Annotated in this window: 21 protein-coding genes; 5 read left to right on the forward strand and 16 right to left on the reverse strand. The window is 35.7% G+C overall.

The genetic code is table 11. The features are described 5' to 3' along the window. Position 1: 1 nt before the first annotated feature. The 4 genes from B0X80_RS16185 to B0X80_RS16200 all read right to left on the reverse strand — a co-directional run bounded on the left by B0X80_RS16185 (position 2) and on the right by B0X80_RS16200 (position 9472). On the reverse strand, positions 2–1360 hold the full coding sequence (locus B0X80_RS16185) for a TolC family protein (protein ID WP_139345338.1): 1359 nt from the start codon (positions 1358–1360) through the stop codon (positions 2–4). A gap of 165 nt (positions 1361–1525) precedes the next feature. Next, a complete protein-coding gene (locus tag B0X80_RS16190) occupies positions 1526–5161 on the reverse strand; it encodes a PVC-type heme-binding CxxCH protein (RefSeq protein WP_077342171.1) in 3636 nt (1211 codons plus the stop codon). A gap of 297 nt (positions 5162–5458) precedes the next feature. Continuing rightward, positions 5459–7843 (reverse strand): glycoside hydrolase family 2 TIM barrel-domain containing protein, encoded by a 2385-nt coding sequence (locus B0X80_RS16195; RefSeq protein WP_077342174.1) that lies wholly within the window; start codon positions 7841–7843, stop codon positions 5459–5461. A gap of 207 nt (positions 7844–8050) precedes the next feature. Further along, the gene (locus B0X80_RS16200; RefSeq protein WP_077342176.1) at positions 8051–9472 is read right to left on the reverse strand and encodes a sulfatase; all 1422 of its coding nucleotides are present in this window, start codon (positions 9470–9472) and stop codon (positions 8051–8053) included. 305 nt (positions 9473–9777) lie between these two features. On the opposite strand from B0X80_RS16200, the gene sppA reads away from it, so the two are divergent. From sppA to B0X80_RS16220, 4 genes are all read left to right on the forward strand, one after another. Further along, the gene (sppA, locus tag B0X80_RS16205; protein ID WP_077342178.1) at positions 9778–11637 is read left to right on the forward strand and encodes a signal peptide peptidase SppA; all 1860 of its coding nucleotides are present in this window, start codon (positions 9778–9780) and stop codon (positions 11635–11637) included. A gap of 91 nt (positions 11638–11728) precedes the next feature. After that, entirely contained in the window at positions 11729–12748 is a 1020-nt protein-coding gene (gene ansA, locus B0X80_RS16210; RefSeq protein WP_077342180.1) for an asparaginase, read from the forward strand. 86 nt (positions 12749–12834) lie between these two features. Further along, positions 12835–13101, forward strand: a complete 267-nt coding sequence (locus B0X80_RS16215) for a hypothetical protein (RefSeq protein ID WP_077342182.1) — start codon at positions 12835–12837, stop codon at positions 13099–13101. A 47-nt stretch (positions 13102–13148) separates the two neighbouring features. Further along, positions 13149–13454 carry a putative signal transducing protein gene (locus B0X80_RS16220; protein WP_077342184.1) on the forward strand — a complete coding sequence of 102 codons (306 nt, stop codon included), beginning with the start codon at positions 13149–13151 and terminating at the stop codon, positions 13452–13454. Between the two features lie 56 nt (positions 13455–13510). Here B0X80_RS16220 and B0X80_RS16225 read toward each other — a convergent pair whose 3' ends face one another. From B0X80_RS16225 to B0X80_RS16245, 5 genes are all read right to left on the reverse strand, one after another. Next, entirely contained in the window at positions 13511–14224 is a 714-nt protein-coding gene (locus tag B0X80_RS16225; RefSeq protein WP_077342186.1) for a hypothetical protein, read from the reverse strand. Positions 14225–14250: 26 nt separating this feature from the next. Beyond that, entirely contained in the window at positions 14251–14526 is a 276-nt protein-coding gene (locus B0X80_RS16230) for a hypothetical protein (protein WP_077342188.1), read from the reverse strand. Positions 14527–14615: 89 nt separating this feature from the next. Then, entirely contained in the window at positions 14616–15029 is a 414-nt protein-coding gene (locus B0X80_RS16235) for a group II truncated hemoglobin (protein WP_077342190.1), read from the reverse strand. Positions 15030–15072: 43 nt separating this feature from the next. Further along, a complete protein-coding gene (locus tag B0X80_RS16240; protein WP_077342192.1) occupies positions 15073–15354 on the reverse strand; it encodes a hypothetical protein in 282 nt (93 codons plus the stop codon). Between the two features lie 119 nt (positions 15355–15473). Next, a complete protein-coding gene (locus B0X80_RS16245) occupies positions 15474–16157 on the reverse strand; it encodes a glutathione S-transferase (RefSeq protein WP_077342194.1) in 684 nt (227 codons plus the stop codon). 132 nt (positions 16158–16289) lie between these two features. On the opposite strand from B0X80_RS16245, the gene B0X80_RS16250 reads away from it, so the two are divergent. Further along, positions 16290–18596: a peptidase U32 family protein gene (locus B0X80_RS16250; RefSeq protein WP_077342196.1), complete on the forward strand. Its 2307-nt coding sequence runs from the start codon at positions 16290–16292 to the stop codon at positions 18594–18596. A gap of 49 nt (positions 18597–18645) precedes the next feature. Here B0X80_RS16250 and B0X80_RS16255 read toward each other — a convergent pair whose 3' ends face one another. The 7 genes from B0X80_RS16255 to B0X80_RS16285 form a co-directional block, all read right to left on the reverse strand. Then, positions 18646–19044 carry a hypothetical protein gene (locus B0X80_RS16255; RefSeq protein WP_139345339.1) on the reverse strand — a complete coding sequence of 133 codons (399 nt, stop codon included), beginning with the start codon at positions 19042–19044 and terminating at the stop codon, positions 18646–18648. Between the two features lie 2 nt (positions 19045–19046). After that, on the reverse strand, positions 19047–19319 hold the full coding sequence (locus tag B0X80_RS16260; RefSeq protein ID WP_342743317.1) for a VOC family protein: 273 nt from the start codon (positions 19317–19319) through the stop codon (positions 19047–19049). Positions 19320–19497: 178 nt separating this feature from the next. Then, positions 19498–21333 (reverse strand): sulfatase-like hydrolase/transferase, encoded by a 1836-nt coding sequence (locus B0X80_RS16265; RefSeq protein WP_077342202.1) that lies wholly within the window; start codon positions 21331–21333, stop codon positions 19498–19500. Between the two features lie 183 nt (positions 21334–21516). Further along, entirely contained in the window at positions 21517–22524 is a 1008-nt protein-coding gene (locus B0X80_RS16270; RefSeq protein ID WP_077342204.1) for a family 16 glycosylhydrolase, read from the reverse strand. A gap of 93 nt (positions 22525–22617) precedes the next feature. Then, positions 22618–23445 carry an agmatinase gene (speB, locus tag B0X80_RS16275; protein WP_077342206.1) on the reverse strand — a complete coding sequence of 276 codons (828 nt, stop codon included), beginning with the start codon at positions 23443–23445 and terminating at the stop codon, positions 22618–22620. Between the two features lie 159 nt (positions 23446–23604). Beyond that, positions 23605–24036: an Lrp/AsnC family transcriptional regulator gene (locus tag B0X80_RS16280; protein WP_077342208.1), complete on the reverse strand. Its 432-nt coding sequence runs from the start codon at positions 24034–24036 to the stop codon at positions 23605–23607. Between the two features lie 34 nt (positions 24037–24070). After that, positions 24071–24430: an L-rhamnose mutarotase gene (locus tag B0X80_RS16285; RefSeq protein WP_077342210.1), complete on the reverse strand. Its 360-nt coding sequence runs from the start codon at positions 24428–24430 to the stop codon at positions 24071–24073. Positions 24431–24494 lie beyond the last annotated feature (64 nt).

Raw genomic sequence — 24494 nt, forward strand, 5'->3', positions numbered from 1 at the left:
ATTAGATTCCTAAGCCCAGCGCAAGACCTAAAGTGATACGATTATTTAATCGTTCATACGTCAATTGTGTAACTTGTGATTGTAGTGAGAAGGTTTGTTGTTGAACTTGTAATAACTCGATAAGTGACGCTGTACCCTGACGATAACGCAAGGTGTATGTGGCCTCACTTCGTTGCGCACTTGCCAATGCAGATTCGGTATACTGTAAACGCTGAGCAATAGCAGCTTCTTGCGCGATAGCATTGTCGACTTCGTTAACCGCGTTTAAGAGCTTTTCTTGAAAATTCCAATAGCTTTTTTCTGCCGCTAATTTAGCAATTTCAACTTCGCTGGTTAACTTACCCGCATTAAAAATAGGTGCCGATAGTTTACCTAACAATTCCCATGCATTACTGCCAAACAGTGCGTTGTGTAAATTGCTATTACTATCACCCATTGAGCCAGTAATAGACAAATTAGGCAATAATGCTTTATAAGCCACTTTATGCTGATATTGGCTGGCGATAATATTTTGATAAGCTTGTTGAAGATCGGGTCGTCGCGCTAAATTCTGTTTTTGCATTTTATCTAACGGCATAACAACCGCAGGATAACTTGTACGGTATTCAAGTTGTTGATCACTCACGCCTGTTAACAAGACTAAATTTCTTAATGCTTGCTGATATTGCGCCTGAAAATTAACAAGGGTTGCTTGGCTGTTTTGAGTAGATGATTTTGCAGTATCAAGCTCTGTTAGTTCACTCAGCCCCTTACGGTAGCGATCCACGATGATTTGTTCGTTGGTGCTTAATGTTGCTACACGCTTTTTCTCTATATCAATAAGTTGAGTAAATTGTACTAAGCCTAAATAAGCCTTCATAACATTAGCGGCAAGTAAATCTTTAGCGCCTTGATAAGCATATGCCGTTGCTAGCGCATTAGCTTGTTGTGCATCGGTAGCATTGGCTAGTTGTTGCCAAATATCTAGGGTCCACGCTATATCAACACTTGTGCTATAAACCGCTGCACTTGAGCTAGAAGCTGTTGCTTCATTTTTTTTAGCATTTAATCCAGCAGAAATACTTGGCCATTGGTTTGAACTACTAACAGATAGCTGTTGCTCTGCTGTTTTTAAGGTAATTAAGGTTTGCTGTAAATTAGGATTATTCGCCAATGCCGTAGTAATAAGGGCATTAGCTTCTTCAATAATCAGTAATTGCGAAAGCGACATAGCTTTGTTATTACTAACATCTATACTCGTTTGTGCAATATTTTTAAGTTGCGTGTTCGCTCGTTCGTCAAAGTGAACATCTTCAAACGTTGAACATGCACTCATAAAACAAAAGCTGAACACTGAAAAATACAATGAATAAGTTTTCACTTTGAACCTCTCATAACAGAATGAGGCTCAAGTTTAACGATAGCGAGGTTAAGAGAGGGTTAAAGAAAATACTTACATAAATAAAAATATAAAAGGCTTCTTAATAGAAGCCTTTATAAATGAGCTAATACAACCAAGGTGTTCAGCTTACCTTCAAGTATAAAGTTACTTAAAACCCGCTTGTTTTAAAGTATCCACTGTAAAAGGGGTATGTTGATTTTCTGTATTTTTTCTAATAGCTTTGATCATATCTTCAGATACTGCTGACGATTTGTTTTGCCATGCATTTCTAATGTAACTGGCGATATCAGCTAGTTCAGCGTCGGTTATTTCACTACTCTCAGCTAAGCCAGGCATAGTCATTGGACTTTTGTACAAAGTACCTCTTACTGTAACGGGGCCATATAAACCTCGCAGTAAAATAGCACTTAAACGCTCTGGTGATTGAGTAACCCAAGTACTTTTGTTTAATGGTGGTACCATGCTCGACCCTTCGCCATCAGCACCATGGCAACCAAAACACCCCGCCTTACCTTCGAATAACTCTTTTCCTCTGTTAAAGCTTGCGAGAAGTTTTTTATTCATTTTGTTCTCAGTTACTTGGTTTTCTATGTTGTTAAACACGGCTTGGATATTTTTTTGGCTTTTTGGGTTCAACCTTTTGTTTTGCTCAGCGATAAAGCTTTTGTGGTTCTGCCCTATACTGGCAATAGTGAAATCAGTCACACCAAAGGTATTAGTTAAACTTGTTATTGCTTTGAAAACTTTATGAGTTCCTGCAGCTAAAATTAGTGCGTTAGCGGTTTCTGCATTAGCAGTTTTAGCTTCACCTTCTATCCACTGCGTAAGTGGTGGTGATGTTATAAAATGCTCACTTAATCGATAAACAGAACGTTTAATTTTATTAATAAATGCCTGAGTAAATACATTGGTCAACTCTGGGCTTTGCTGTACTTGCACCGCTTTTTTGAGTAAATCTAAATCAAGTGCGTTCAATCCTTCTAACGTCCAAAGAGCCTTTATTCGCGCTAAATGATCGCTATGTGAAATCGCCATGGTTTTTAAAGCGTTAATAACAGACTTGTCTTGTTTCATTACAATAAGCTGTTGAGCCATATCTCTATGCCAACCGTTACTATGTGCTAAGTAAGGTACAAGTTGTGTAGCTGTTAGATTATTTAAATAATCGACTTTTTTAACCTCACTGCTTTTGTGTTTTAAGCGGTATAAACGACCAATATGCTTGTTACGTTCTAAATCTCTGCTTTTAATTTGCTCGGCTAAGTAACTCGTTAAAAATACTCTATGTTGCAGTATACCGTGATAAAAATCGATCACCGTGATGGTTCCGTCTGGAGAGTTTATAGCACTAACCGGACGAAATCTTTCGTCAGTTGAGGCGAGTAATTCTTGTTGTTCAAAAAGAGCTTCTCCCTTAACAATACCGTTAATTTCAGATAACTTAATGGCTTTTACAAGATTACCTGCGGGTTCTTGCATTAGTCCTATGCCGTAATACTGCTCTGGAAACTGATCACCACGATATATAAGCGGACCACAAGCGGCAGTATGATATTTTAATTTAAAATCTTCATTGTACATTCCTTTGTTATAGCCACGATTTAAGCCCGGTGTAACTCTTATAGGAAATACTTCAGCTGTTCCTAATTTTTGCTGAATTAAGTCTGCGCTAAATTTATGCTGTGGCAATCGGTTAACAACATTAGGAATAAATGACGTGGTATGTAAAGGAGATGAGTTTCCAAGAAAGTAATGACGCCCGTAATCGTCTTGTGTTATCCCCCACTGGCCTCTAAATTCTGTTTCTGCTTTTAACATTTTCCAATGTTTATTGCGGTATATTTCGTAAGTTCCGTCAGGTGTTTTTTGATCAAGAGGGATAGGTCGGTAACGAGCTTTAGATTTAGCGTTGTAATACCAATTATCTAAACTGTATAACAAGCCATTGGGTTTATGTTCAACATTACCGCCTTTAGCGTAAGTTGCATCAACAACTTCGGTATTGATTACGGTAAACTTGCCATTATTTTCAGATAATTCAGAAAAATATAGTTTTACGTGATCAGCCCAAATAATCCCATTAGGTACAAAAGCTAGCGCACGAGGTAACAAAATATTTTCGATAAGCACTTGTCGTTTATCCATTATACCGTCTTGATTGGTGTCGGTTAATACGACTATTTGACTTTCGGGTAGCATTTCATCAGTTGCTTCAACATCTTGCATAAAGGTGGTCATTTCAACAACCCATAAACGACCCGCAGCATCATACAAAGCAACAACAGGATCAAAAACAAGTGGATCTTGCGCTATGACGTCAATGTCAAAATCTTTATGAACTTTAAAAGCATTAAGAGCTTCTTCAATCGACAATATAGGGGAAGGAGGAATGATATTTTCAGGCACCACTTTATCCATTACATGGCCAGGACGATCGCCTGGATTTTTTTTCTCTGTTACGCTTTTAAATTCAGGCAAGCCTTTAAGTTTTACGTTACGTGCTTCAAGTTGGCCTTGTTGTAAGCTAATACTGATAACTTTTGAAAGTGAATTAACTGTTTCAGGCGTTGTTTTAAATTCATATTCGGCTATTTTTATATTGTTCATCCAGTGTTCAATATGAAAATTATCTTTTTGTGTTTGTTGTACTAATATTCGTGCTCGATTCCATTGTCCTTTACCATTAAAGCGCATAGATTTATAAGTAGGTTCCGAAAGGTTTTTAGGTGCTACAAGTCCTTTAATGGCCCCTAAACTATTTATGCCTTTATCTGTATTTTTAATGATATCGTTATCAATTAACGGGTAAATTAGTGCGTTCTTTTGAGAGGTCGCCAAGTAGTTAATTGCAGCATTTAGGTTATCCGTTAATTTAAAGTCTAGCTCTAATTCAAAAGAAGTATGAGGGTTATCAATAACTAGATTATTTTTTGCTGTTAATTTTTGGGCAGTATCCCCTAATGGAATTAACGACCAACCCTGTTTAGTTTCATCCTCGCTTATCTGATTATTTAAATAATTAAATACTAATGGCTCTTGGTTTTCAGGTATTTTTAAAAGGTGCTGTTTAGGCTTCACGGTAATAATTTTAGGATCACGCCATTGCACCTTTTTACCATCTTTATTTTTTCCTGCGCTATGAACTTGCAAAGCAATAAAGCCTTGAGAAGTCATATCATCTATTACAGATGAACACGGCACGTTATTAATAAATGTTTTTATGGTATTACCGATTGCCTCAATTCTGTATTTATTCCAATCGTTTACTTTAAACTCTTTTGAACAAGCATTATTACGCGTTAAGTTGTATATCCAACCTCGGCGAGATTGATCATATATTCCGCCACTCCAGGCTCTTGTGCTGGTATCTATTTCCATTTGATAACCATATACGAAACCTTTGTTGTGAATATTACTTCTAAATTGAATACCTGAGTTGATGCTGGTATCGGCTTTAACATCGGTTTCAAAAATAAAGTCACTGTAGGTTTCTTTACTAATTAAAAATGTATTTTTTTTACTTGCTACGCTAGTACCAACTACTGCATTATTTTCAATATGATAAGTAGATTTACCACCAACAATCTTCCATTGTGATAAGTCATTACTTTCAAGTAAAGATTTCCATGCTTGAGAGGTGTTTTTTGTTTGAGGGTTAAGATAAGGGACTTGAACTTGGTCTTTATCAGCTTCAGTATTGTTTTTAATATGCGTTGAATAACCACATGCTGTAAACCCAAAAACACAAAGTACAGGTAGCACGTAAAAGCTTTTTATCATTTAATCTGTCCTAAATAATGAGAAATCAAACCACACAAGTATTATTTTTAACAACCTAATCTTGATAATGGAAAATAACAAAAAGCATACAATACACCAATTAAAATGTAAACGTTTACTACACTTACACCTATATTAACCTAAAACGATTTAGTGCTGTATAAATGACAAAATGAAGATACATATTCAATAAAAAAACTATAAAAATAGATTCATATATACTAAAAAAGCTTTATTACCATATAGTAATAAAGCTTTTTTAAGTTTTACATTAACATGCTAAATTTCATATAATCACTATTTAGAGGTAAACGTTAACCTCCCTTCCAATTCATCTTGTTTAGCATGAAGTGTTACATTACCTGCCTTATCACCAATTTGTAGTAAAGCGGTTGCGATACCGGCTTCAGTAACAACAGCACTTGGGTTCAGTAATTTAACATCACCATTTAGAGTAAAGTCGATTTCTTCAGTGATGTTAGGTAATACTGTGCCATTAGCATCCACTACGGCAATATAAGCAAACAATACATCGTTATGCCCTGCTGCTGGTTTTTTACCGCTTTCATCTAACCATACTTTTAAGGCAACAGCTTTGCCCGGAGTTTTAACAACGTCTTGTGTTACTGCTTTACCATTAATAAAACCTATGGCTTTTAATGTACCTGCTTCGTATTTATTTAACGCAAAAGTAAAGGGTGGATGACCTAAGTTTTCAGTGTTTTTGCCGTTATCTGGCGTTTGTTTCGCTATAAGCTTGTCATTTAAAAATAAGTGAACTTCTTCAACGTTACTTAACACCTTAATATCAAGAGATGATTTTTCGTTCCAGTAACTAGCTATTTTTATAACAGGTTTTATTTCAGGTGATTGTTGGCTTTGATAAAAGTAGTAACCAAATTTAGGTAGTCTAAAAATATCCATAACTCCTGATGATTCAATACCATCATGATAGCCACGGTTATAATCGTACATTACCCAATAACTGTCTGAAAACGCTTTGGTGTTGAAGTTGTCGTTGTGCGACTCTTGCAAGTTTTTAACTTGTTGTAATAAGCGTTTTTCACCATAGGCACGTAACTGACGACTACTTGTGGCTAAGCGCATATCTTTAGGCATTTTGTCTTGATTAAGACCTGCGTTGCGCGAGTAGTATTCCCAATCGCCGTATTCAGAAACCGAATAAGGTTTTACTGGGTCATGATCACTTTTGTGTAAAATACGATGTTGTCTTGCTTGTAAGTAAATATCGTAAACCTCGTTCATCCAACCTGCTGAATATACGTTCTCACCTGGAAATTCTGTATGTACAATACGATTAAGTTCTTCCATATAAAAAATCGGCATTTTAGTTTCGTTAAGTGAAACTTCCCATGCTAATACTGAAGCATGGTTACGATCACGTCGAATTAACTCTTTAGCTGATTTGTAGGTGTAATTTCTAAATTGATCTGTGTCTGCATAAAACTGCCATCCTAAAATAGCGTCTAAAACAACAATACCTAACTCGTCACAGGCATCAAGAAATGCTGGAGATTGTGGATAATGAGATAAACGAATGTAGTCGAAGCCACCTTCTTTTATTTTTTTAGCATCGCGATATTGCGCATTATCTGAAAGCGCATACCCTATAAACGGATAGTCTTGATGGCGATTAACACCACGTAGATACGTTTTTTCACCATTAATAAAAAGTTCTTGATTTTTCAGTTCAAAATGACGAATACCTACACGTGTTTTTTGCTCATCAACTTTTTTATCATCAATGAATACGGTAGTGACTACATCATATAAATAAGGTGACTTTGGCGACCATAGTTTTGCATTTTTCACTTTTACTAAAGAAACAAATTCAGCGTCAGAATTTGCATTAATTGTTTGTAGCGGGCTACTTTGTTGGCTAATTAAAACACCTTTATCGTAAACAGCGTTATTAACTACAACCTGTTTGTTAGAAGATATATCGTTTACTACGTGAGTTTTGATTTGTACATGAGATTCAGCCGTATCAACTTTTGGCGTAGTTATAAACACACCACCACCGGCTACTTTATTAGCTAAGTTAGCATTACTGATATAGACCTTTTCTTTAACCGTCATCCATGCATTACGGTATAAGCCACCATACATATTAAAGTCTAATATTTTTAGAGGTTTAGGCCCTGTAATTTCATTGTCTGTATTGTCTAAACGTACTGCTACTATGTTCTCTTTGCCAGGCAGCACATAGTCAGTTGCATCAATAACAACCGGTAAATATCCACCGTGATGATCAGAAACAAGTTGATTATTAATCCATATTTTTGAATGATTCATTGCTGCTTCAAATTCTAAAAATACTTTTTTACCATCAAGCTCTTTAGGCACGTCTAAATGTCTTCTGTACCAACTAATACCTTGCCATTGATTGTTAACAACTAAAGGTTCAATGTTTGCTGTATGAGGTAATCTAACGTCGTTCCAAGTGTCATCATTAAAACTGACTAAATGATTATTCTCATCATTTTCATTAGATAATAATTTTTTGAATTTCCAGCCTGAGTTTATGCTGACTTTTGCAGCACTACTTTTAGAAGCACTGATTTTATTATTTTCAGAATTAATAACATTTTGATTATATGAACAAGCGTTCAATACCCAAGCTGCAATTAACCACGACACAAAAATGGTTACGTTTTTCATTTATAGCTCTCTATTTTATATTCCCTCAAAAAAAGAAGGAAAGCGCAATCCCTACATTCTTATTGTTTTAGATCGAAAAATCAAGAAAATAATGACAAGGCTTGTTCTGAAGGTAATACTTAAAGGCGATAAATAAAGGAGCTTTAGCGTTATTTATTTTATAATACAAAAAATAACGCTAATAAGAGGAGAGTAATTATTGCTAATTTACAGAGCTTTAGGGAAGCCTGTGTATTTTTCAACGCCCATTTCTTTTTCCCACGCTTGTAACTTACTAGTCATCGACTTAACAATTTCAGGGTAATGTTCTACCACGTTTTTTTGCTCCAAAGGATCAATACCTAAATTGTATAAACGACGTTCACCACTACGATAACCTAGTAGCTTCCAGTTACCTTCACGCACAGATATATACAAGTCTTCATAAGCTCTGTAGCCATAAATCGGTTTGTTACGCTCAAGGACTTTATTGTCGCGAATAACATTAAGTAAAGAAACGCCGTCTAAATTTTTATCAAGCGTAGAATTACCACCAGCTATATCAACTAAAGTAGGAAAAATATCCGTTGTTTGAATAATGCTATGGTTTATCGTGCCGTCATGTGTAACATTTGGCCAATGTACAAAAAATGGCACTCTTGCTCCGCCTTCGTACAATGTTTCACCCTTCTTTTTTCCTCTAAAGGGTAAGTTAGGGAAGTAACTACCTTGATCAGATGTAAATAAAATAATGGTGTCTTTATCTAAACCTTTGGCTTTAAGTGCGGCTCTTACTCGCCCTACTGCGTCATCCATTGATTTTATTTGTGCCGCGTATTTTGCCATATCTCCTGTTAAGCCCTTTTCTTCAAAGTGTTTAACATAATCGGGCTTACCTTGAGACGGGCGATGTACATTGTAAAACCAAAGTGACAACATAAACGGTTGGTCTTTATCGTAACTGTTAATCCAGTCGACACTGTGTTGTGCTAATAAATCCGTTAAGTATTTATCACTTTTCGATTCAGTTAAAGCTTGCTCGCTAGGTTGAGTTAACATTGAAGAGTCTTTAAAAAACTTACCTGAGTAACCTTTTGGATGCCCTTCATTGGTTGTTCCCCATTGGCTATCAAAACCATGGTCTGTTGGGTGAAAACCTTTGTTATGCCCTAAATGCCACTTACCAACAAAATGATTGTAGTAACCTTGTTTTTTAATCGCCGTAGCATAAGACTTATATTTAGTGTCTAACCAATTAGGTACAGGAAATTGCGCAGGATCTGTTTTCCAATAATGTACACTCTCTGTTGGTATGCCGCTTGGTAAATGGCGAACCATTTTTAATTTTGCTGGGTGTTGACCTGTTAGCAAAGTTGCACGGCTAGGGCTACATGTAGGACTAGCCACATACGTGTTTTCTAAACTCAAACTTTGTGCAGCAAGCGCATCAACATTAGGCGATTCAAATATTGGATTTTTCATTCCCAAGTCACCAAAGCCTAGGTCATCTACAAAAAACAAAACTATATTAGGTTTTTTGCTATTTGTTTTTTCAACTAACTCTGCCGACTGTTTTGATTTATTTATATCTGCTGAACATGCAGTTATTCCCAAACAGAGTAAAGGTAAAAATATAAACAAATGTTTCATTGTTTTTAGGTCCTTATCAGTATTTATAATTATTTAGTTGTTCTATTCGATCCATTTTTAATAATACACTTCACAACAAGGATTGCGCTATCCTTTTTTTTGGGTGTTTTATATAAAGAAGAGTTAAATTAGCGGGAAATAAGGCTACTTGCCTCTAAAAACAAAGATATAAACAACGATCAACATAAAGAATAATTTAAATAAAATTATATTTATTTACAATTGAGACTACATAAATAGCTTTATATTAAGTAGCATAGCGATATATTCCTTAAAAATTGAAGATAATAGAGAAGTAACAATTTATGGACGAAAAACCCAACTTATTTAAACGTATATTCTTAAGCTTTTTCCGAGTAATCAACATATCCCGTAAAGTTATTATTAATCTAATATTTTTTGGAATACTTATTCTTTTTATCGCCTCAATTTCTAATGATAAAAACACTATTATTGTTGAAAACAATTCAGCTCTTATTTTAGATCTTAACGGTGATGTCGTTGAACAAAAGCAACAAGTTGATCCTATTGAAGCCTTTATGAACGAAGCATTAGGTCAACAAGAAGAAAACCCCGAAATATTGCTCGCCGACATTATAAAAGTGATTAAATCAGCAACAACTGATAATCGTATCACCACGCTAGTGTTAAAGTTAGATAAATTAAATCGCTCAGGCCTAACTAAAATGAGCATTATTAGCGACGAACTTGAAGCATTTAAAGCCACAGGTAAGCAAATTATTGCTATTGGTGAAAACTTCACACAAGACCAATATTACTTAGCAAGTTACGCTAATGAAATTTGGTTAGATCCAAACGGTTGGTTAATACTTGACGGTTATGGCAGTTACCAACTGTATTACAAATCAGCTATCGAAAAACTTGCTATAACGCCTTACATATTTCGCGTAGGTACGTATAAGTCAGCAGTTGAACCATATATGCGTGACGATATGTCGCCACAAGCTAAAGAAGCTAATCAACTCTGGTTAAATGACTTATGGACTCATTACAAAACGAATGTCGCTACACAACGTGGTTTTGACATTAGCAATTTTGATGAAAATGCTGAAACTCTTATCAGCAAACTTGAAGCCGTCAATGGTGATATTGCTCAATATGCGTTAAACAACTCATGGGTTGATGAATTAAAAAGTCGTCACGATGTTGAAACGTCTTTAAAAGCACGATTAGGTGTTAGTGATACCTCTGATACGTATACTTCTATTAACTTTAGAGATTACTTATCCACTCTCAATTTAGCTTTCCCTATGCCACATGCCGTAAAAACAGACAAAGTAGCCATAGTCGTAGCCAAAGGTACTATTTTAAATGGTACGCAAAAACCAGGAACCATAGGTGGCGACAGTACGGCTAAATTATTGCAACAAGCACGCGAAGACGACAACGTAAAAGCCGTAGTGTTACGCGTAGACAGCCCCGGTGGTAGCGCTTTTGCTTCTGAAATAATTAGACAAGAAGTTGAGCTACTTAAACAAGCAGGTAAACCTGTTGTAGCTTCTATGGGAACCTATGCAGCCTCTGGCGGTTATTGGATTTCAGCACCTGCCGATAAAATTTACGCAGCGCCAACAACCATTACAGGATCCATTGGTATTTTTGGATTAATGATGACCTTTGAAAATGCGTTAAGTAAATTAGGCGTTTTTACTGATGGTGTTGGTACTACAGAATTTGCAGGCTTCAGCCCTACTCGTCCACTTTCTGAAGGTGTTTCAAAAATCATTCAAATGAACGTAAACAAAGGCTACCAAGATTTTATTACCCTAGTAGCAGAAAACAGAAATATGACTCTTGAACAAGTAGATGCTATTGCTCAAGGTAGAGTATGGTCTGGTGCTAAAGCGAAAGAGTTAGGCCTTGTTGATGAATTAGGTGGATTAGAAGACGCTATAAATGAAGCCGCAACTTTAGCTAAGCTCACTGATTTCGATACTTGGTTAGTAGAAAAAGAGCTTTCGCCAAAAGACTTATTTATGAAGAATGTTTTTGGTCAAGCAACTGCCCTTTTACCTACATCAATTATCAGCTTAAGCCCACTTGAGAAATCAATCGCTAAACTTAAAAGCGAGCTTGAACACTTGAACTACTTAAATGATCCAAAAAGCACTTACACATTATGTATGAGTTGTGAAATAGATTAATTCTAATAATTCATAACACTTAACCGTAAAAAGTATTATCATAGCCTCGATTTTATCGGGGCTTTTTATTGCCTAATTATTGGAAATACACATGATGAAAAAACGCATTTATATCGCCTACACAGGCGGAACGATAGGAATGAAAGCAAGCGAAAACGGTTATATACCTGAAAAAGGCCATTTAACTGAGTCAATTCTAGCCAATGTAGATTTTCATCGTGAAGAAATGCCTGAGTTTACTATTCATGAATATTCGCCATTAATAGATTCGTCTAATATGTCACCAAGCGACTGGCAATATATTGCTGACGACATAAAGTCACACTATAACGACTACGATGGCTTTGTTGTGCTGCATGGCACCGACACTATGGCATATACAAGCTCAGCACTGTCTTTTATGTTTGAGAATTTATCAAAACCGGTAATCGTTACTGGTTCGCAAATACCGTTAAGTCAATTACGTTCAGACGGACAAGTTAACTTATTAAACTCGTTATACATTGCAGCTAACTACCCTATTGCAGAAGTAGGCTTATACTTTAACAACAAGCTTTATCGAGGTAATCGCAGTATTAAGGCCTTTGCTGACGGCTTTAATGCTTTCGACTCACCGAATTTACCACCGCTATTAGAAGCCGGTATAAACATTACCCTCATTGAGGGAAAATTAACGCAAATAGATAATGTAGATATTGCCCCATTACAATTAAGTGATATTACGCCACAGCCTATTGGTGTAGTTCATTTATATCCAGGTATAAGCACCGACGTACTTAAAAATATTATTCAACAACCTGTTAAAGCACTTATTATAAGAAGCTATGGCGTAGGTAATGCTCCACAAGATAAAGACCTGCTTGATTGTATAAAAAAAGCCAGCGACAACGGCATTATCATTGTAAATTGCAGTCAATGTATAAAAGGCACAGTGAACATGGATGGATACGCAACAGGTAACGCCTTAAGCAAGTGTGGCGTCGTGGGCGGTGTCGATATGACACTTGAAGCCACCTTGACTAAGTTACATTACCTATTAAGTAAAAACTTAGCACCAACCGAAATCCGTAAGCTTATGCAAAGTAACTTACGTGGTGAGCTAACAAAGTAATCACCACAAAACTCAATGCAATACGTTAATAAAGTATTGCATTTACCACTTTCTTTTAAGTAATAAAAATTGAGCAGTTAAAAACTATGGCTAACTTTCTTGTAATTATTACCTTGTTAACAGGGTCTATTGGACTGATGTTATTTGTGATCGGCTCAGTTTTCACCTTAATTGTCGCTTTTGGCAATCAGCAAAAACTTTATGGCTTTTCTATTCTACTATTTTTGCCTATTTCATTAATATATTGTGCTAAACACTGGGATATAGCCGCTTATTCAGGACGAATGGTGTTTGCTGGTGCAGCGATGTTAGCTATAACCGCAATTATTTTAAAACTTGCAGGGCTATATTAAAACGACATAACCTTAACGAACTCTTTTAAAAGAGGTGAGTATCAATAATGAAAATGATTTATACAAACGAAAATAACTTTCTTGTAAACAATGTAAAAAATCTTATTGAAGCTCAAAATATAAAAACCTTCATCAAAAATGAATTTGCACAAGGTGCTGTCGGTGAAGTTTCAGCTTTCGATTCTTGGCCTGAAGTTTGGGTTTATGACGACGCTGACTTTGACCGTGCTGATGAAATAGCTAAAGCGTCACAAAAAACGATTAAAGCTGATGATTGGATTTGCCAACATTGCTCTGAAGAAAATGATCCTTCATTTGAAGTTTGTTGGAATTGTCAGGAAGAGAATGGTTAGAAATAAAGATATTTGAAGAAGAAAGTAACTACAAACTGTAGTTACTTTAAATGAAACTATTGCTCTGAATCCCCCACTTTGGGTAAAGGCTTTTTATCAATAACCTTAAAAGTGATTAAATCGACTAACATTGAATAAACCTCATTGTTATCAATAAATACAACAAAAAGATTCCCTTCTTCATTTAACTTTGATTCGACAATACGGTTATAACCCTCAATAATTTGTGTGTATCTAGAGCCATTCACTTCACTTAAAGCAAATGTACGTCGGTCTTTATTATCAAAAACACCATCATTATTAGTATCGTTATTTATCACTTCATAAGATATTGCTTTAATCACTGATTTAGGGCTATTACCAAAACTCAGTAAACGAATCTCAGTAATCAATTGTTTTACCGACTTAAAAAGCCAACTCGATTCATTGGTATTACTGTTTATAAATACTATGTTTTTTGATCTTGTCGGGTTGTATTCATACATTGAAAAAGATTCAACTCTGCCTCTTTTATCAACATAAAGCTTTTCAGATTCTAAAGGAACATAATAAAAGCCAGTGTCCCCAATTATGTTCGGATATCCTAAACTCCATTTTTCTTCATCATCAGCATCTTCTGCAAGATTTAAAGTAGGAGGAGCAACTGTATCCTTTTTAAATAAAGGTTTACTCAACTGGTAAACAATTAATAAAGACCCCAGTATAATACCTACAAACAATATTAAACCGTTAAAATTCCAAATCCATTTAAAAACCTTGTCTGATTTCATGCCATTCCTAATTAAGATAAATAAACTTATACAACAAACACAACAATAGCAGCGGTTACACCTAAAACAGTATAGTGTGGCGCTCCGTTTGGTACTTTGTCTAACAACCAATAACAAACAAAAGCTAATGCAAATAATATCGCGCTGCCAATAAATACGCCCATTAACGGGTTACCCATGATTAAACCCGCTATGGCTAAAGGAATACTAAAAAGTAGCGCAGAAAAGTAAGCTTCTTTTTTAACTAAATACAATTTATAAGAAAGCGCTAGCATAAGAATTTTTAAAATAAGAAATATCATAAATTTACCGTAATTATTTAAATAAACCATTACTGATGGTTTATTTTATATGAAAGATAATGTGTGTTTTATCTGTAATGATTAAAGGATTAGCTACCAGACACCATAACAATACGTTCTGCGGGTACTCGTAACTGCTGCATTAAATACACTTTAAATGGTGCTTCGTAAGCTTGTTTATCGACTGCTTTTTGCATGCACAGTAACCATGCTTCACTTTCTGCAGGGCCTACCGACAAATGCTTATGCGCTAGTGGAATATTAATACCACCATAATGTTCAGCATAGAGCTTGGGGCCGCCAAGCCAACCTGATAAAAAATAGGTAAGCTTTTGTCGTGAGGCAGTTAAATCGGCAGGATGCATATCTCTAATGTTTTGAGATTCTTTAAAAGTAGCCATGTTCTGATAAAAGTCATCAACAAGTTGCGTTATGCCCGATAACTCCCCTGCCATTTTATAAGAATTATCGCCTACGCCGTATTCACAGCTTTTGTTATTCATTATTACAACCTGTACCTAAAGCCTGTATCCAAAGAGGATAACGTTATAAAGATGAAACGCCTGATACTTCAAGTACCGTTTTAGCATTGGCTCGTTCAATAATTTTAACTAAAGCCGATTGAATCACTTCGCTTTCTCGCGCATCGTCTTTGCTGGTAAATTGTTCTTCTTGGGCTTTAGCACCTTCTTCTAACGTAAATTGAACCACAACTAAAGTGGCACAATCAGCACTTTCACCAAAATATTCTAAAGCTATTTGTGGGTAACCTTTAAAGCCTGCTTTCACTAATTTAGCAATTCGTTTTTTAGCTTTGTCTACGTGCATGTTTATTTCCTGTATTTATAAATATGGGATTCATATCAATTTATCTGAATAGTGTTAAAGATCAAAGAAATAATAAGCATCTCTTTGAATTTATTTCTTAATTTACATTAAACGTAACCTTATGATTTCTCGCCGCCACCAAACAACACTACTTCATGGTTGTCTAACCACAGCGGATACTTTGCCATAACTTTAGTAAACATAGGGCTTTGCAGGTAGCTATTCAGCCATTGTCGTACTTTAGGATAAGGTGATTGTAAGTACCATTGGCGTTCTATACGAGCAAATTGTCGAATAAAAGGCAGTAACGCAATATCGGCTAAGCTTTCTTTTGGCCCCATTAAAAATGCACTGTTCGTTAAGCGCTGTTCTAATGTTTGAATAAAGCCTTCACAGGCTTGTCGACATTCTACTACGTTAGTTTCTTTATAACGTTTGGCGCATTTGTAGGCTTCTATCGCTGTTTTAAATTCATGATCAAAGGTATGAATTAATGCGAGCATTTCAGTTAATGCCGATTCACGTTCTCTTAATAATAAATTATTAGGATCTGTTTCATGCAACGCCCACAGCATTACGTCTAGGCTTTCTTCGATAACACGATTATTTTCGTTGGGTAAAACTATAACCGGCACCGTTCCTTTAGGTGATACTGCTATCATTTCTGGTGGTTTATTACTTAGCACTAAATCTCGCAACAATACCGTTTGCTTAGCTTTAAAAATAGCAATACGAGCACGCATAGCATAAGGACAATTTCTTAATGAATATAAAATAGGAAGATCGGAGTGATTATTAGCCATAGATTTTTAATTTATACCTAGAAATAGCGATGAAATGCGTTTTAACTATTTTAACGGTATTCAACAGCTAAATATATGCGTAAAATCTCCCCTTTAAAATTTAACCGCCTTAATATTGGCTAAAGTTGAGAAATGAGTCCTAAAATAGAATTGTTAGCGCCAGGTGGCGACATAGATGCGATAAAAGCGGCAATAATTGCTGGAGCCGATGCGGTTTATTGTGGTTTAGACACCTTTAATGCGCGTAACCGTGCGGCTAATATTTCTTTTGATGAGCTTGTAGGTTGTATTCGACTTGCACACCAGTACGAATGCCAAATATTTTTAACATTAAACATTATTATATTAGAACGTGAATTTAAGTCGTTAGCCAAGTTATTAAGCAAACTGGCCAATACCACATTAGACGGTGTTATCGTTCAAGATTTAGGTTTGTTGTATATTTTAAAAAAGCATTTTCCTACGTTAGATATTCATGCTTCTACGCAATTAACAACACATAATATTGGTCAAATTCCTTTCCTTAAAAAGCTAGGCGCTTCTCGTGTTAACTTATCAAGAGAGTTAAATTTAAAAGAAATTACGGCAATTACTCAAGTGAGCCAAGATCAAGACGTGCTTACTGAAGTATTTGTACACGGTTCTTTATGTGTCGCTTTCTCGGGCTTATGTTATTCAACGTCAGCCAGTGTAGGTAATTCAGGCAACCGTGGTCGATGTAGTCAAGCGTGTCGCGAAGAATACAAACCGACTGAATCGGGTAATAAATTTCCGTTAAATATAAAAGACAACTCAGCTTTCTTCGACTTACCCGCATTAATTGATGCAGGCGTTCATTCATTTAAAGTTGAAGGTCGCATTAAAGGCGCAAGTTACGTACATACGGTAATTGATAGCTTTCGTAAGCAAATAGATGGTTTTGTAGAAACAGGTGAATTATTAGAAGACGGCGAACGTCTTTATAAAGTGTTCAACCGTGACTTTTCAAACGCCTTTTTACGTGGTGATTTAAATCAATCGATGTTTATTGAAAACCCTCGTGATAATTCTAAATACCATGCGGTAGATAAAAGTAACGCCATTTCAGTTGTACAAATTCATGAAGTTGAAGAAAAACTCAGTGCTGAGAAAGAAGAAATTAACACTTCAGTATTTGAAAAAATTAAGCATTTGAGTATAGATAAACGCCCTTTATCTCTTATATTTACAGGTAACGAAGGCAAGCCATTAACCCTTACGGTAAAAACAGAAGGCTATGGTGAAGGCAAAGCATTAACTGAAGAACAAACCTTTGTTTTACATTCAACTAACCTGTTAGTCGCAAGTGATAAAAACTGTATTGACAAAGCCGCTATCGAAAAACGCTTTAAAGGTTTTAACAACGCTGAATTTAACTTAATTGAATTAAATTGCGATGCGATTGAAACGGGTTTAAATATTCCATTTAAAGATCTTACCGCGTTAAAAAATGAGTTGTCTTCGTTACTAAACGATAACTCACCTGTTCATCCTGAAGTGATTTTACCTAAATTAGCACGCCATGCTAAAACGCCTAATGATAAGTATAAAGCTAAGCTGTCTATTTTAATTTGTGACGATACCGATTTAGATCTTGCCAACGTAACAGATGCAGACATTTACTTTAAACTACCAGACGCTTACAAACGTGGTTGTACTAAATATGTGAGCTTTTTTAATGAAAACCCTCGCCTTATCCCGTGGTTTCCATCGGTATTAATTGGTAAAGATTACGACGTAGCATTAAATATTTTAGAGCAAGTTAAACCTAAGCTTATTGTGACCAACAACACTGGTATTGCAAACCGAGCGTCTGAGCTAGGTATTAAGTGGATAGCTGGGCCTTTCTTAAATACAACTAACTCTTATGCGCTATTAGCCATGAAAGAAACATTTAATTGTGACGGCGCATTTATTTCAAACGAAATAAACTACCAACAAATGAAAACCATTGCTCGCCCTGAAAACTTTAAGTTGTTTTACAGTATTTACCACCCTATTTTGTTAATGACCAGCAGACAGTGTTTTTTCCAACAAAGTGTAGGTTGTGAAAAACCACGTATTGATAACGGTTGTATGCTTTCTTGCGATAAATCTACCAGCATAACTAACCTTAAAGGTGTTTCGTTTGCTATTGATAAACAAAAAGCAGGCTACCCAAGCATTTATAACAATGACCAGTTTTTAAACATGGAAATTATTAATGACCTAGCTGATTTGTTTGATGGCTTTATGATTGACTTAACCAATATTGGTTCTGGCGATAAAGAAACACCAGACAAAGCGGTACTGATTGAGCAGTTTGAAGCCTTACTAAAAGTAGATAAAAGCGAAAGTGCTGACGGACAAGTACGCATTCAGCAAGCGTTAAATCAATTAATCCCTGAATCAACTAACGTGCAATACCATAACGGGCTTTAGATTAAGGTATTAACAATGAGCGTTTATTTTACAAATAAACGCTCATAATCTACTCCATCTCACACATGGCTGGTTTTCCACCAGTTACAGAGCAATTAAATCCAGGCTCACAATACCCTTCTGCATTGCTATATTTACAACCAGCTTTTATTTCGCAGCTTTTCATTTGTTCGTAATTAATTGGAGCAGAATGACTTTTAGCTGAATTGTTTTCAATTAGAGTATCCGTAGGAAATAAAGTCCATTGGGTAAAACCTTGTTCGCAAGTGTTTTTAGCCATATCACAGCTATAGGTATTTTCGCTTATATAATTTAAGGTGCATTGGCTACTGGTTAAGCAATGTGCTTCTGATAGGCTTTGGCAATCAGCTTCTTCAGCGAGGGTTTGTGTGGAACAGAATATAATAAGAGTAACGATAAAATACTGAACAGTAGACGAATTGAACATAATTAACATGATGCTTTGTTAAGTTCCGTTACGTGCCAAAGCTCGCCTGACGGCCCCCATAAATAAATAACTTTGCCCCAAGGCTCTACTTTAATCGGTTCGTATTTAATATCAAAGCCTTTCAAGTGTGAAATTACTTGAAAGGCTTCATTTATATCTACAACAGAAAGTTGCAACATTAACTGAGTATTTAATACTTGGTTATATGTTTTTTGCAAAAAGAAGGTGCAACCACCGTTCTCAAAAATAGAGAGTTCTTCGGTAGCATAATCCATTTTAAAACCCAGATCCTGATAAAAAGATTGTGATACCTCGTAATTGTTACTGGATATAAACACTCTAATATCATCAATTTTCATAGCAGGTAGTTAACTTACATTATATTTTCGGTATTGTATTAAACCAGCAATAGAAGTATTTATCTATTACTGGTTTAATAACTTAATTAACGAATTAATTCACCTTAAATACCTTTGACGCTGAAATACCTGTTTTGCTATAAGGTTGAGCTGTATTAGCCGCTAATGGATCTGCATCATCCCAAGAATAAATACTAATTTCAGCTACCCCTTGTTTATGAGCCGTTATTTCTCCAAACTTGTTAACGGATAATACTTCTGGATTGCTCGATTCCCATATCAAACCTTTACGTTTTGCTTGCTCTGGTAATACTACACCTTGCAAGATAAGGGTTTCATTTATATTTAATGTCGTTTTATGACTATTAATAGCTAGCGTTTTAACGGATATAAGCTTGTTTTCATCAAGCACTTTCCCTAATTCGTTATAAGCTTGTTGCTGTTCAGGCGTTAAATTAGTTAAGTTTAATCCGCTATAGCGTTTTACTTTCCATTTACGCTCTATAAAACGAGCTCCTTCACGTTCCAATAAATCAGTTCTTAAATCAAAAAAACGTCCTTCTGGAAAATCTTTATCTGGTGCGTAACGTTTAAAGTGTTTGTTAAAAGCGTAACGTAATACAACATCTTTATTTTGGTATTTACTGTTACCTATATACCAAGTGTGAATGGTTTTTCTCGGTTCTCCGGCAGCTCCTTTTGCTTGTTCCCAAAAACTAATACCATCTAGCTGTTCAGGGTTAGCAATTTCGATTCCTGCAGCTTGAGCAATGGTTGGATAAATATCAGTTAAATTAACTAAGCCTTTATAACTACGGTAACTACCGTCCTTACTTGCAGGTACCACATTCGGATAATTAATCACTAACGGGACGTGTAAACCATTATCTGCATTGCCACCTTTACGCCCTGGGTAAATAGAATTATCAGGCAATACATGACCAAAAGTTTCTTTCGTGCCATTGTCCCCCATTACCACAATTAAGGTGTTGTCTCTTACTCCGGCTTCGTCAAGTTTAGCAACGACTTGCCCAATCAACTTATCCATATACTCGATCATATCGGGGAAGTAACGTCGATCATCGCCACCTTTATTGTTGTATTCAGCTTTTTCACTAAAGTTATCGAAAATTGCATGCGGTTGAGTGTCAGGTGTAGGTTTGTGATCGTCATGCACTAACATCATCGGATAATATAAAAAGAAGGGTTTATCTTTGTTTTTATCAATAAATTTTAAAGCATCACGGTTAACAATATCAGGCCCGTACCATCTTCTACCGGTTTCAGGATCTAAGTCAGTTCTTCCCTGATAATTAGTAACCTTACCGTTAACCACAAGGTTAGGATTTATAAAACGCTGACCTTCAGTGACTACATCAAATGCGGTGTAATCGTCCCAACCAAATTCAGATATATAATCCTTACCTGCAACTTGTTTATCACCACGTGTTTGTTTCCATTTACCGTAAAGCCCTGTTACGTAACCGGCCTTTTTAAAGGCATCGCCAAAAGTAATGTCTGATCTATGTTGTGATTTAGGTTGAAGGTAGTTTCTGTCGTTATTTTTACCACTCATTAATGCGATACGCGTGTTTTCGCAGATGGGGTAAGCAAAGGCGTGATCAACACGTAAGCCCGCTTTAGCTAAGCTATCAATATTAGGCGTGCTAAATTCTCTGTTGGTAAATAAGCCATCGTATGAATGCAAGCGATTAGCGCCATACGCTGTTACGCCATAATGACTTAAATCATCAATAAGAATAAGGACTACATTAGTATAGTCAGCCTTGTGATCTGTTAAGTGCTGTAATGCGATTTGAGGCTTTGACTTATCTGAATCAACAATATTGTTAACTTGTTCATCCTTATTATGAACACAGGCAGACAGAAGGATACAAAGCGTTACTCCTAAACCTAATTTAATTGTCATATTATTTTCCATTAACTATTTTTAGTTATCGTTTGAATTACATTGATATTATTTTTATAAAACGTTTCAGTAAATTGAGTTCGTGGATACAAACGTCATAAGATATAGTGTACGAAGATAAAGTAGCACAACATAAAGTCTCATTATGTTGTGCATATAAAGTTGATTGACAAAAAGTCGAACTTAATCAATAGCAACCAGTTGATACGACCTTACATAATCGTAAAGTATTGTATTAATACTCTCGTCATCAAGCTCTTGTTCCGTTGGATAAGGTTCGTCGTCACCTTCTATGTTTTTGATCAGTTTTTCTTGCCAAGTATAGGTTTCAGAAACCATTCTTAACGACATTTCACTATTAAAAGGTACAGGATCTTGTGGATTGTCTAAATCAACCGTGCCTGTTAATTGGTTATCAAAATAAAACTTAACCTTATTTGGTGTGACCCACCATGCAGCGTAGGTATGAAAATCGTCAGACAAATTTACCTTAGCGTCGTGTTTTACACCTTGTGAAATATACTTAGCACCTTGGCATTTTCCATCAACTAACTCTCGGCCTTTATAATGGGTATTTGAATGCATGACATCGGTCCAAAACCTTTCTGGCCAGCCACCAATAGCTTCTAAAATATCAATTTCAGTGGTGTGTGCGGTATTACAACCGGTGCCTGAATTATCGCTTGTATCTGAATGCAACCAAAAGGTAGTAGACATTTTAGTTTTAGAGGCTTTTACACGTGCTTCAAAATAACCATAGATAGCACTATGTTTACCTGATACTGCAGCACCGCCCATGGTATAACCATCGCTATCTTCTGCGTAAGTTGACGTATTTAAAGCAAGGTTACCATTAACAACTTTTACGTTTTTTGGTAAAAAACGTGCGGGATGTCTTCCTTTCCACGTTGAAATAGAGTCATTCCATTTGCTTGAATCTAAGCTGGTTCCATTAAACTCATCTGACATATTATCGATAATCTGCCATTTATACCCAGCTGGCGCTTCAGGTAAATGGCTAATACTGTGAGTTATTTTATTTGCAGACGTCGAAGCACCTGATAGATAATCATTGGTGCTCTGACAGCCAGAAAAAATCAATATTGCAGGTAATAATACCAAAGGGAGAAGCGTTGAATATAAGCTTTTATGAACTAACCCTTTATTTAAATCTGTTTGTAAATTTTTCATTATTCACCTTTTATAGGATATAAACATACTTTAAATGTACTTTATATTTAAATAATGTAATTTACCAGAGAATCTTGTTGTTTGTGTATAAAACTAAATAGTAAGCATCTTTCCACACACTTCTTTATACAATTTAGTCGCCACCATAGCAGTCATCTCATTAATATCTCTACGTGGATTATATTCAACAATATCAGCTCCAATAATAGGAACTTGTATACTATGAAGTACATCAAGTATTTGCCTAACACTTAAACCACCAGGTTCGAAATGAGAAACACCTGGCGCAAAAGCTGGATCCAACGCGTCTAAGTCAATTGAAACATATACAGGCCCTGTAAACGTTATTTGCTCTGGACCTGTCCAGTCTTTCATTTCATGAACTTCTACATTAAACCGCTCAGCCTGCTCAGCTTGATGTTTATTAAGTGTGCGTATACCTATTTGTACAAGTCGTTTAGCTAACTTATTTTCCATGATGCGAGCAAAAGGACAAGCATGAGAAAATGGATTTCCTTGAAAGCTGTCGTATAAATCGGGATGTGCATCAAAATGAAGGATCGTAATGTCGCTGTGATGCTGAGCTAAAGATTTAAGAATGGGATACGTAATAGAATGATCGCCACCAAAGGTTAATGGCTTAGCACCAAGTGATGCAATATGGTGAATAGTTTGTTCTAGTACACTAAAAGCGTCGTCATTATTTTTCCATGTTAAATCACCTAAATCATGAAGTTTAGGATTGTTTTTTAAACTAATACCTAGTTCAGTACTTGGATTTGATGAACCTGAAAAAATAGTTCTTCGAATTATTGCAGGTGCTTCAGAGGGTCCTTTTAAATGAGATGAATAAGCATCAAAAGGCATACCTAACAAGGCAATATCGTTAGCGATTAAATTATCAAATGTAGAAAAAGTCATAGGTTTTAAATTACTTGTTTATATATTTACATATAACTTTACTGTAAATAAGCCTATTTTATCTACCGGCAAAAGGAAGGAATAATCGTTAATTTTTAACAGATTAACGGACGTTTTAAGTGTAACGCAACGTACACGTAAAACATAAAAGCAAATAGTTCATCGTTGAAAGTAAGAATTTAACACAATATTAGAGTCTGTTTTATTTACACCTTTTAACGTACCCAACATGGCAAGAACTTCCTCTAACTTATTAATATTACTTACATAAACCTCTAAACAAAGGTCGTAACCACCGCTTGTAGCAAGGCAACGCGTTACCTCAGGTATAGCTTGTAGTGTTGCTACTAGTTGGTCAAATGCTTTTGTTTCTACACTCAAGCCAACCATAGCCGTTAAATAGGAAGGTTCATCAAAATGAGACACTATGGTGGTATAGCCTTTGATAATATTTTTACTTTCTAAACGCGCAATGCGTTCTTGCACTGTGGTTCTTGCTAGGTGTACTTGACGAGATATTTCAGCCACTGAAATACGTGCATTTTTAATTAATAGTTCAAGTATTTCTTTATCTTTTTTATCTACATTCATAGGAAGTTTTTCATTATTAAAGGCTAAACCTAGTTTAACTATTTACTTTTTTTAAATCATAAATTAAATCCATTTGTACCCATTTTTCTCCTTCTTTTGCCCACTTTAATGGTTGTTGGTAATTCCACATTAAGGTTTCCCATTCTTCAGACTTAGTTTTACCTTCATCTGTTTTAGGTTCAACGTTGGGATCAAAATCAGCTGTTGTTTCCATGATCATAAATAATCGATCACCTAAGTGATATATTTCCATATCAATAATTCCTGCGTCGGCCATGTTTTGCGTTATTTGAGGCCAGGCATTTTCAGGTTGATGATATTCAATATATTCAGCAATTAACTTAGGATCATCTTTTAAATCTAATGCTAGGCAATAACGTTTATTTGTATTCATAATTTCTCCGGTATTAATCTATAATTTTAAAATAAGGTAATTCAATTGGTATTAATCATTGTCG

The organism is Pseudocolwellia agarivorans, from assembly GCF_002000085.1.
GTDB lineage: Bacteria > Pseudomonadota > Gammaproteobacteria > Enterobacterales > Alteromonadaceae > Pseudocolwellia > Pseudocolwellia agarivorans.

Coding starts and splice junctions, on each gene's coding strand:
- ansA (WP_077342180.1), top strand. CDS start 11,729: ATGATGAAAAAACGCATTTATATCGCCTACACAGGCGGAACGATAGGA.
- B0X80_RS16200 (WP_077342176.1), bottom strand. CDS start 9,472: ATGAAACATTTGTTTATATTTTTACCTTTACTCTGTTTGGGAATAACT.
- B0X80_RS16195 (WP_077342174.1), bottom strand. CDS start 7,843: ATGAAAAACGTAACCATTTTTGTGTCGTGGTTAATTGCAGCTTGGGTA.
- B0X80_RS16240 (WP_077342192.1), bottom strand. CDS start 15,354: ATGCACGTAGACAAAGCTAAAAAACGAATTGCTAAATTAGTGAAAGCA.
- B0X80_RS16270 (WP_077342204.1), bottom strand. CDS start 22,524: ATGAAAAATTTACAAACAGATTTAAATAAAGGGTTAGTTCATAAAAGC.
- B0X80_RS16245 (WP_077342194.1), bottom strand. CDS start 16,157: ATGGCTAATAATCACTCCGATCTTCCTATTTTATATTCATTAAGAAAT.
- speB (WP_077342206.1), bottom strand. CDS start 23,445: ATGACTTTTTCTACATTTGATAATTTAATCGCTAACGATATTGCCTTG.
- B0X80_RS16280 (WP_077342208.1), bottom strand. CDS start 24,036: ATGAATGTAGATAAAAAAGATAAAGAAATACTTGAACTATTAATTAAA.
- B0X80_RS16215 (WP_077342182.1), top strand. CDS start 12,835: ATGGCTAACTTTCTTGTAATTATTACCTTGTTAACAGGGTCTATTGGA.
- B0X80_RS16225 (WP_077342186.1), bottom strand. CDS start 14,224: ATGAAATCAGACAAGGTTTTTAAATGGATTTGGAATTTTAACGGTTTA.
- B0X80_RS16230 (WP_077342188.1), bottom strand. CDS start 14,526: ATGATATTTCTTATTTTAAAAATTCTTATGCTAGCGCTTTCTTATAAA.
- B0X80_RS16190 (WP_077342171.1), bottom strand. CDS start 5,161: ATGATAAAAAGCTTTTACGTGCTACCTGTACTTTGTGTTTTTGGGTTT.
- sppA (WP_077342178.1), top strand. CDS start 9,778: ATGGACGAAAAACCCAACTTATTTAAACGTATATTCTTAAGCTTTTTC.
- B0X80_RS16220 (WP_077342184.1), top strand. CDS start 13,149: ATGAAAATGATTTATACAAACGAAAATAACTTTCTTGTAAACAATGTA.
- B0X80_RS16250 (WP_077342196.1), top strand. CDS start 16,290: ATGAGTCCTAAAATAGAATTGTTAGCGCCAGGTGGCGACATAGATGCG.
- B0X80_RS16285 (WP_077342210.1), bottom strand. CDS start 24,430: ATGAATACAAATAAACGTTATTGCCTAGCATTAGATTTAAAAGATGAT.
- B0X80_RS16255 (WP_139345339.1), bottom strand. CDS start 19,044: ATGTTCAATTCGTCTACTGTTCAGTATTTTATCGTTACTCTTATTATA.
- B0X80_RS16265 (WP_077342202.1), bottom strand. CDS start 21,333: ATGACAATTAAATTAGGTTTAGGAGTAACGCTTTGTATCCTTCTGTCT.
- B0X80_RS16235 (WP_077342190.1), bottom strand. CDS start 15,029: ATGAATAACAAAAGCTGTGAATACGGCGTAGGCGATAATTCTTATAAA.
- B0X80_RS16260 (WP_342743317.1), bottom strand. CDS start 19,319: ATGGATTATGCTACCGAAGAACTCTCTATTTTTGAGAACGGTGGTTGC.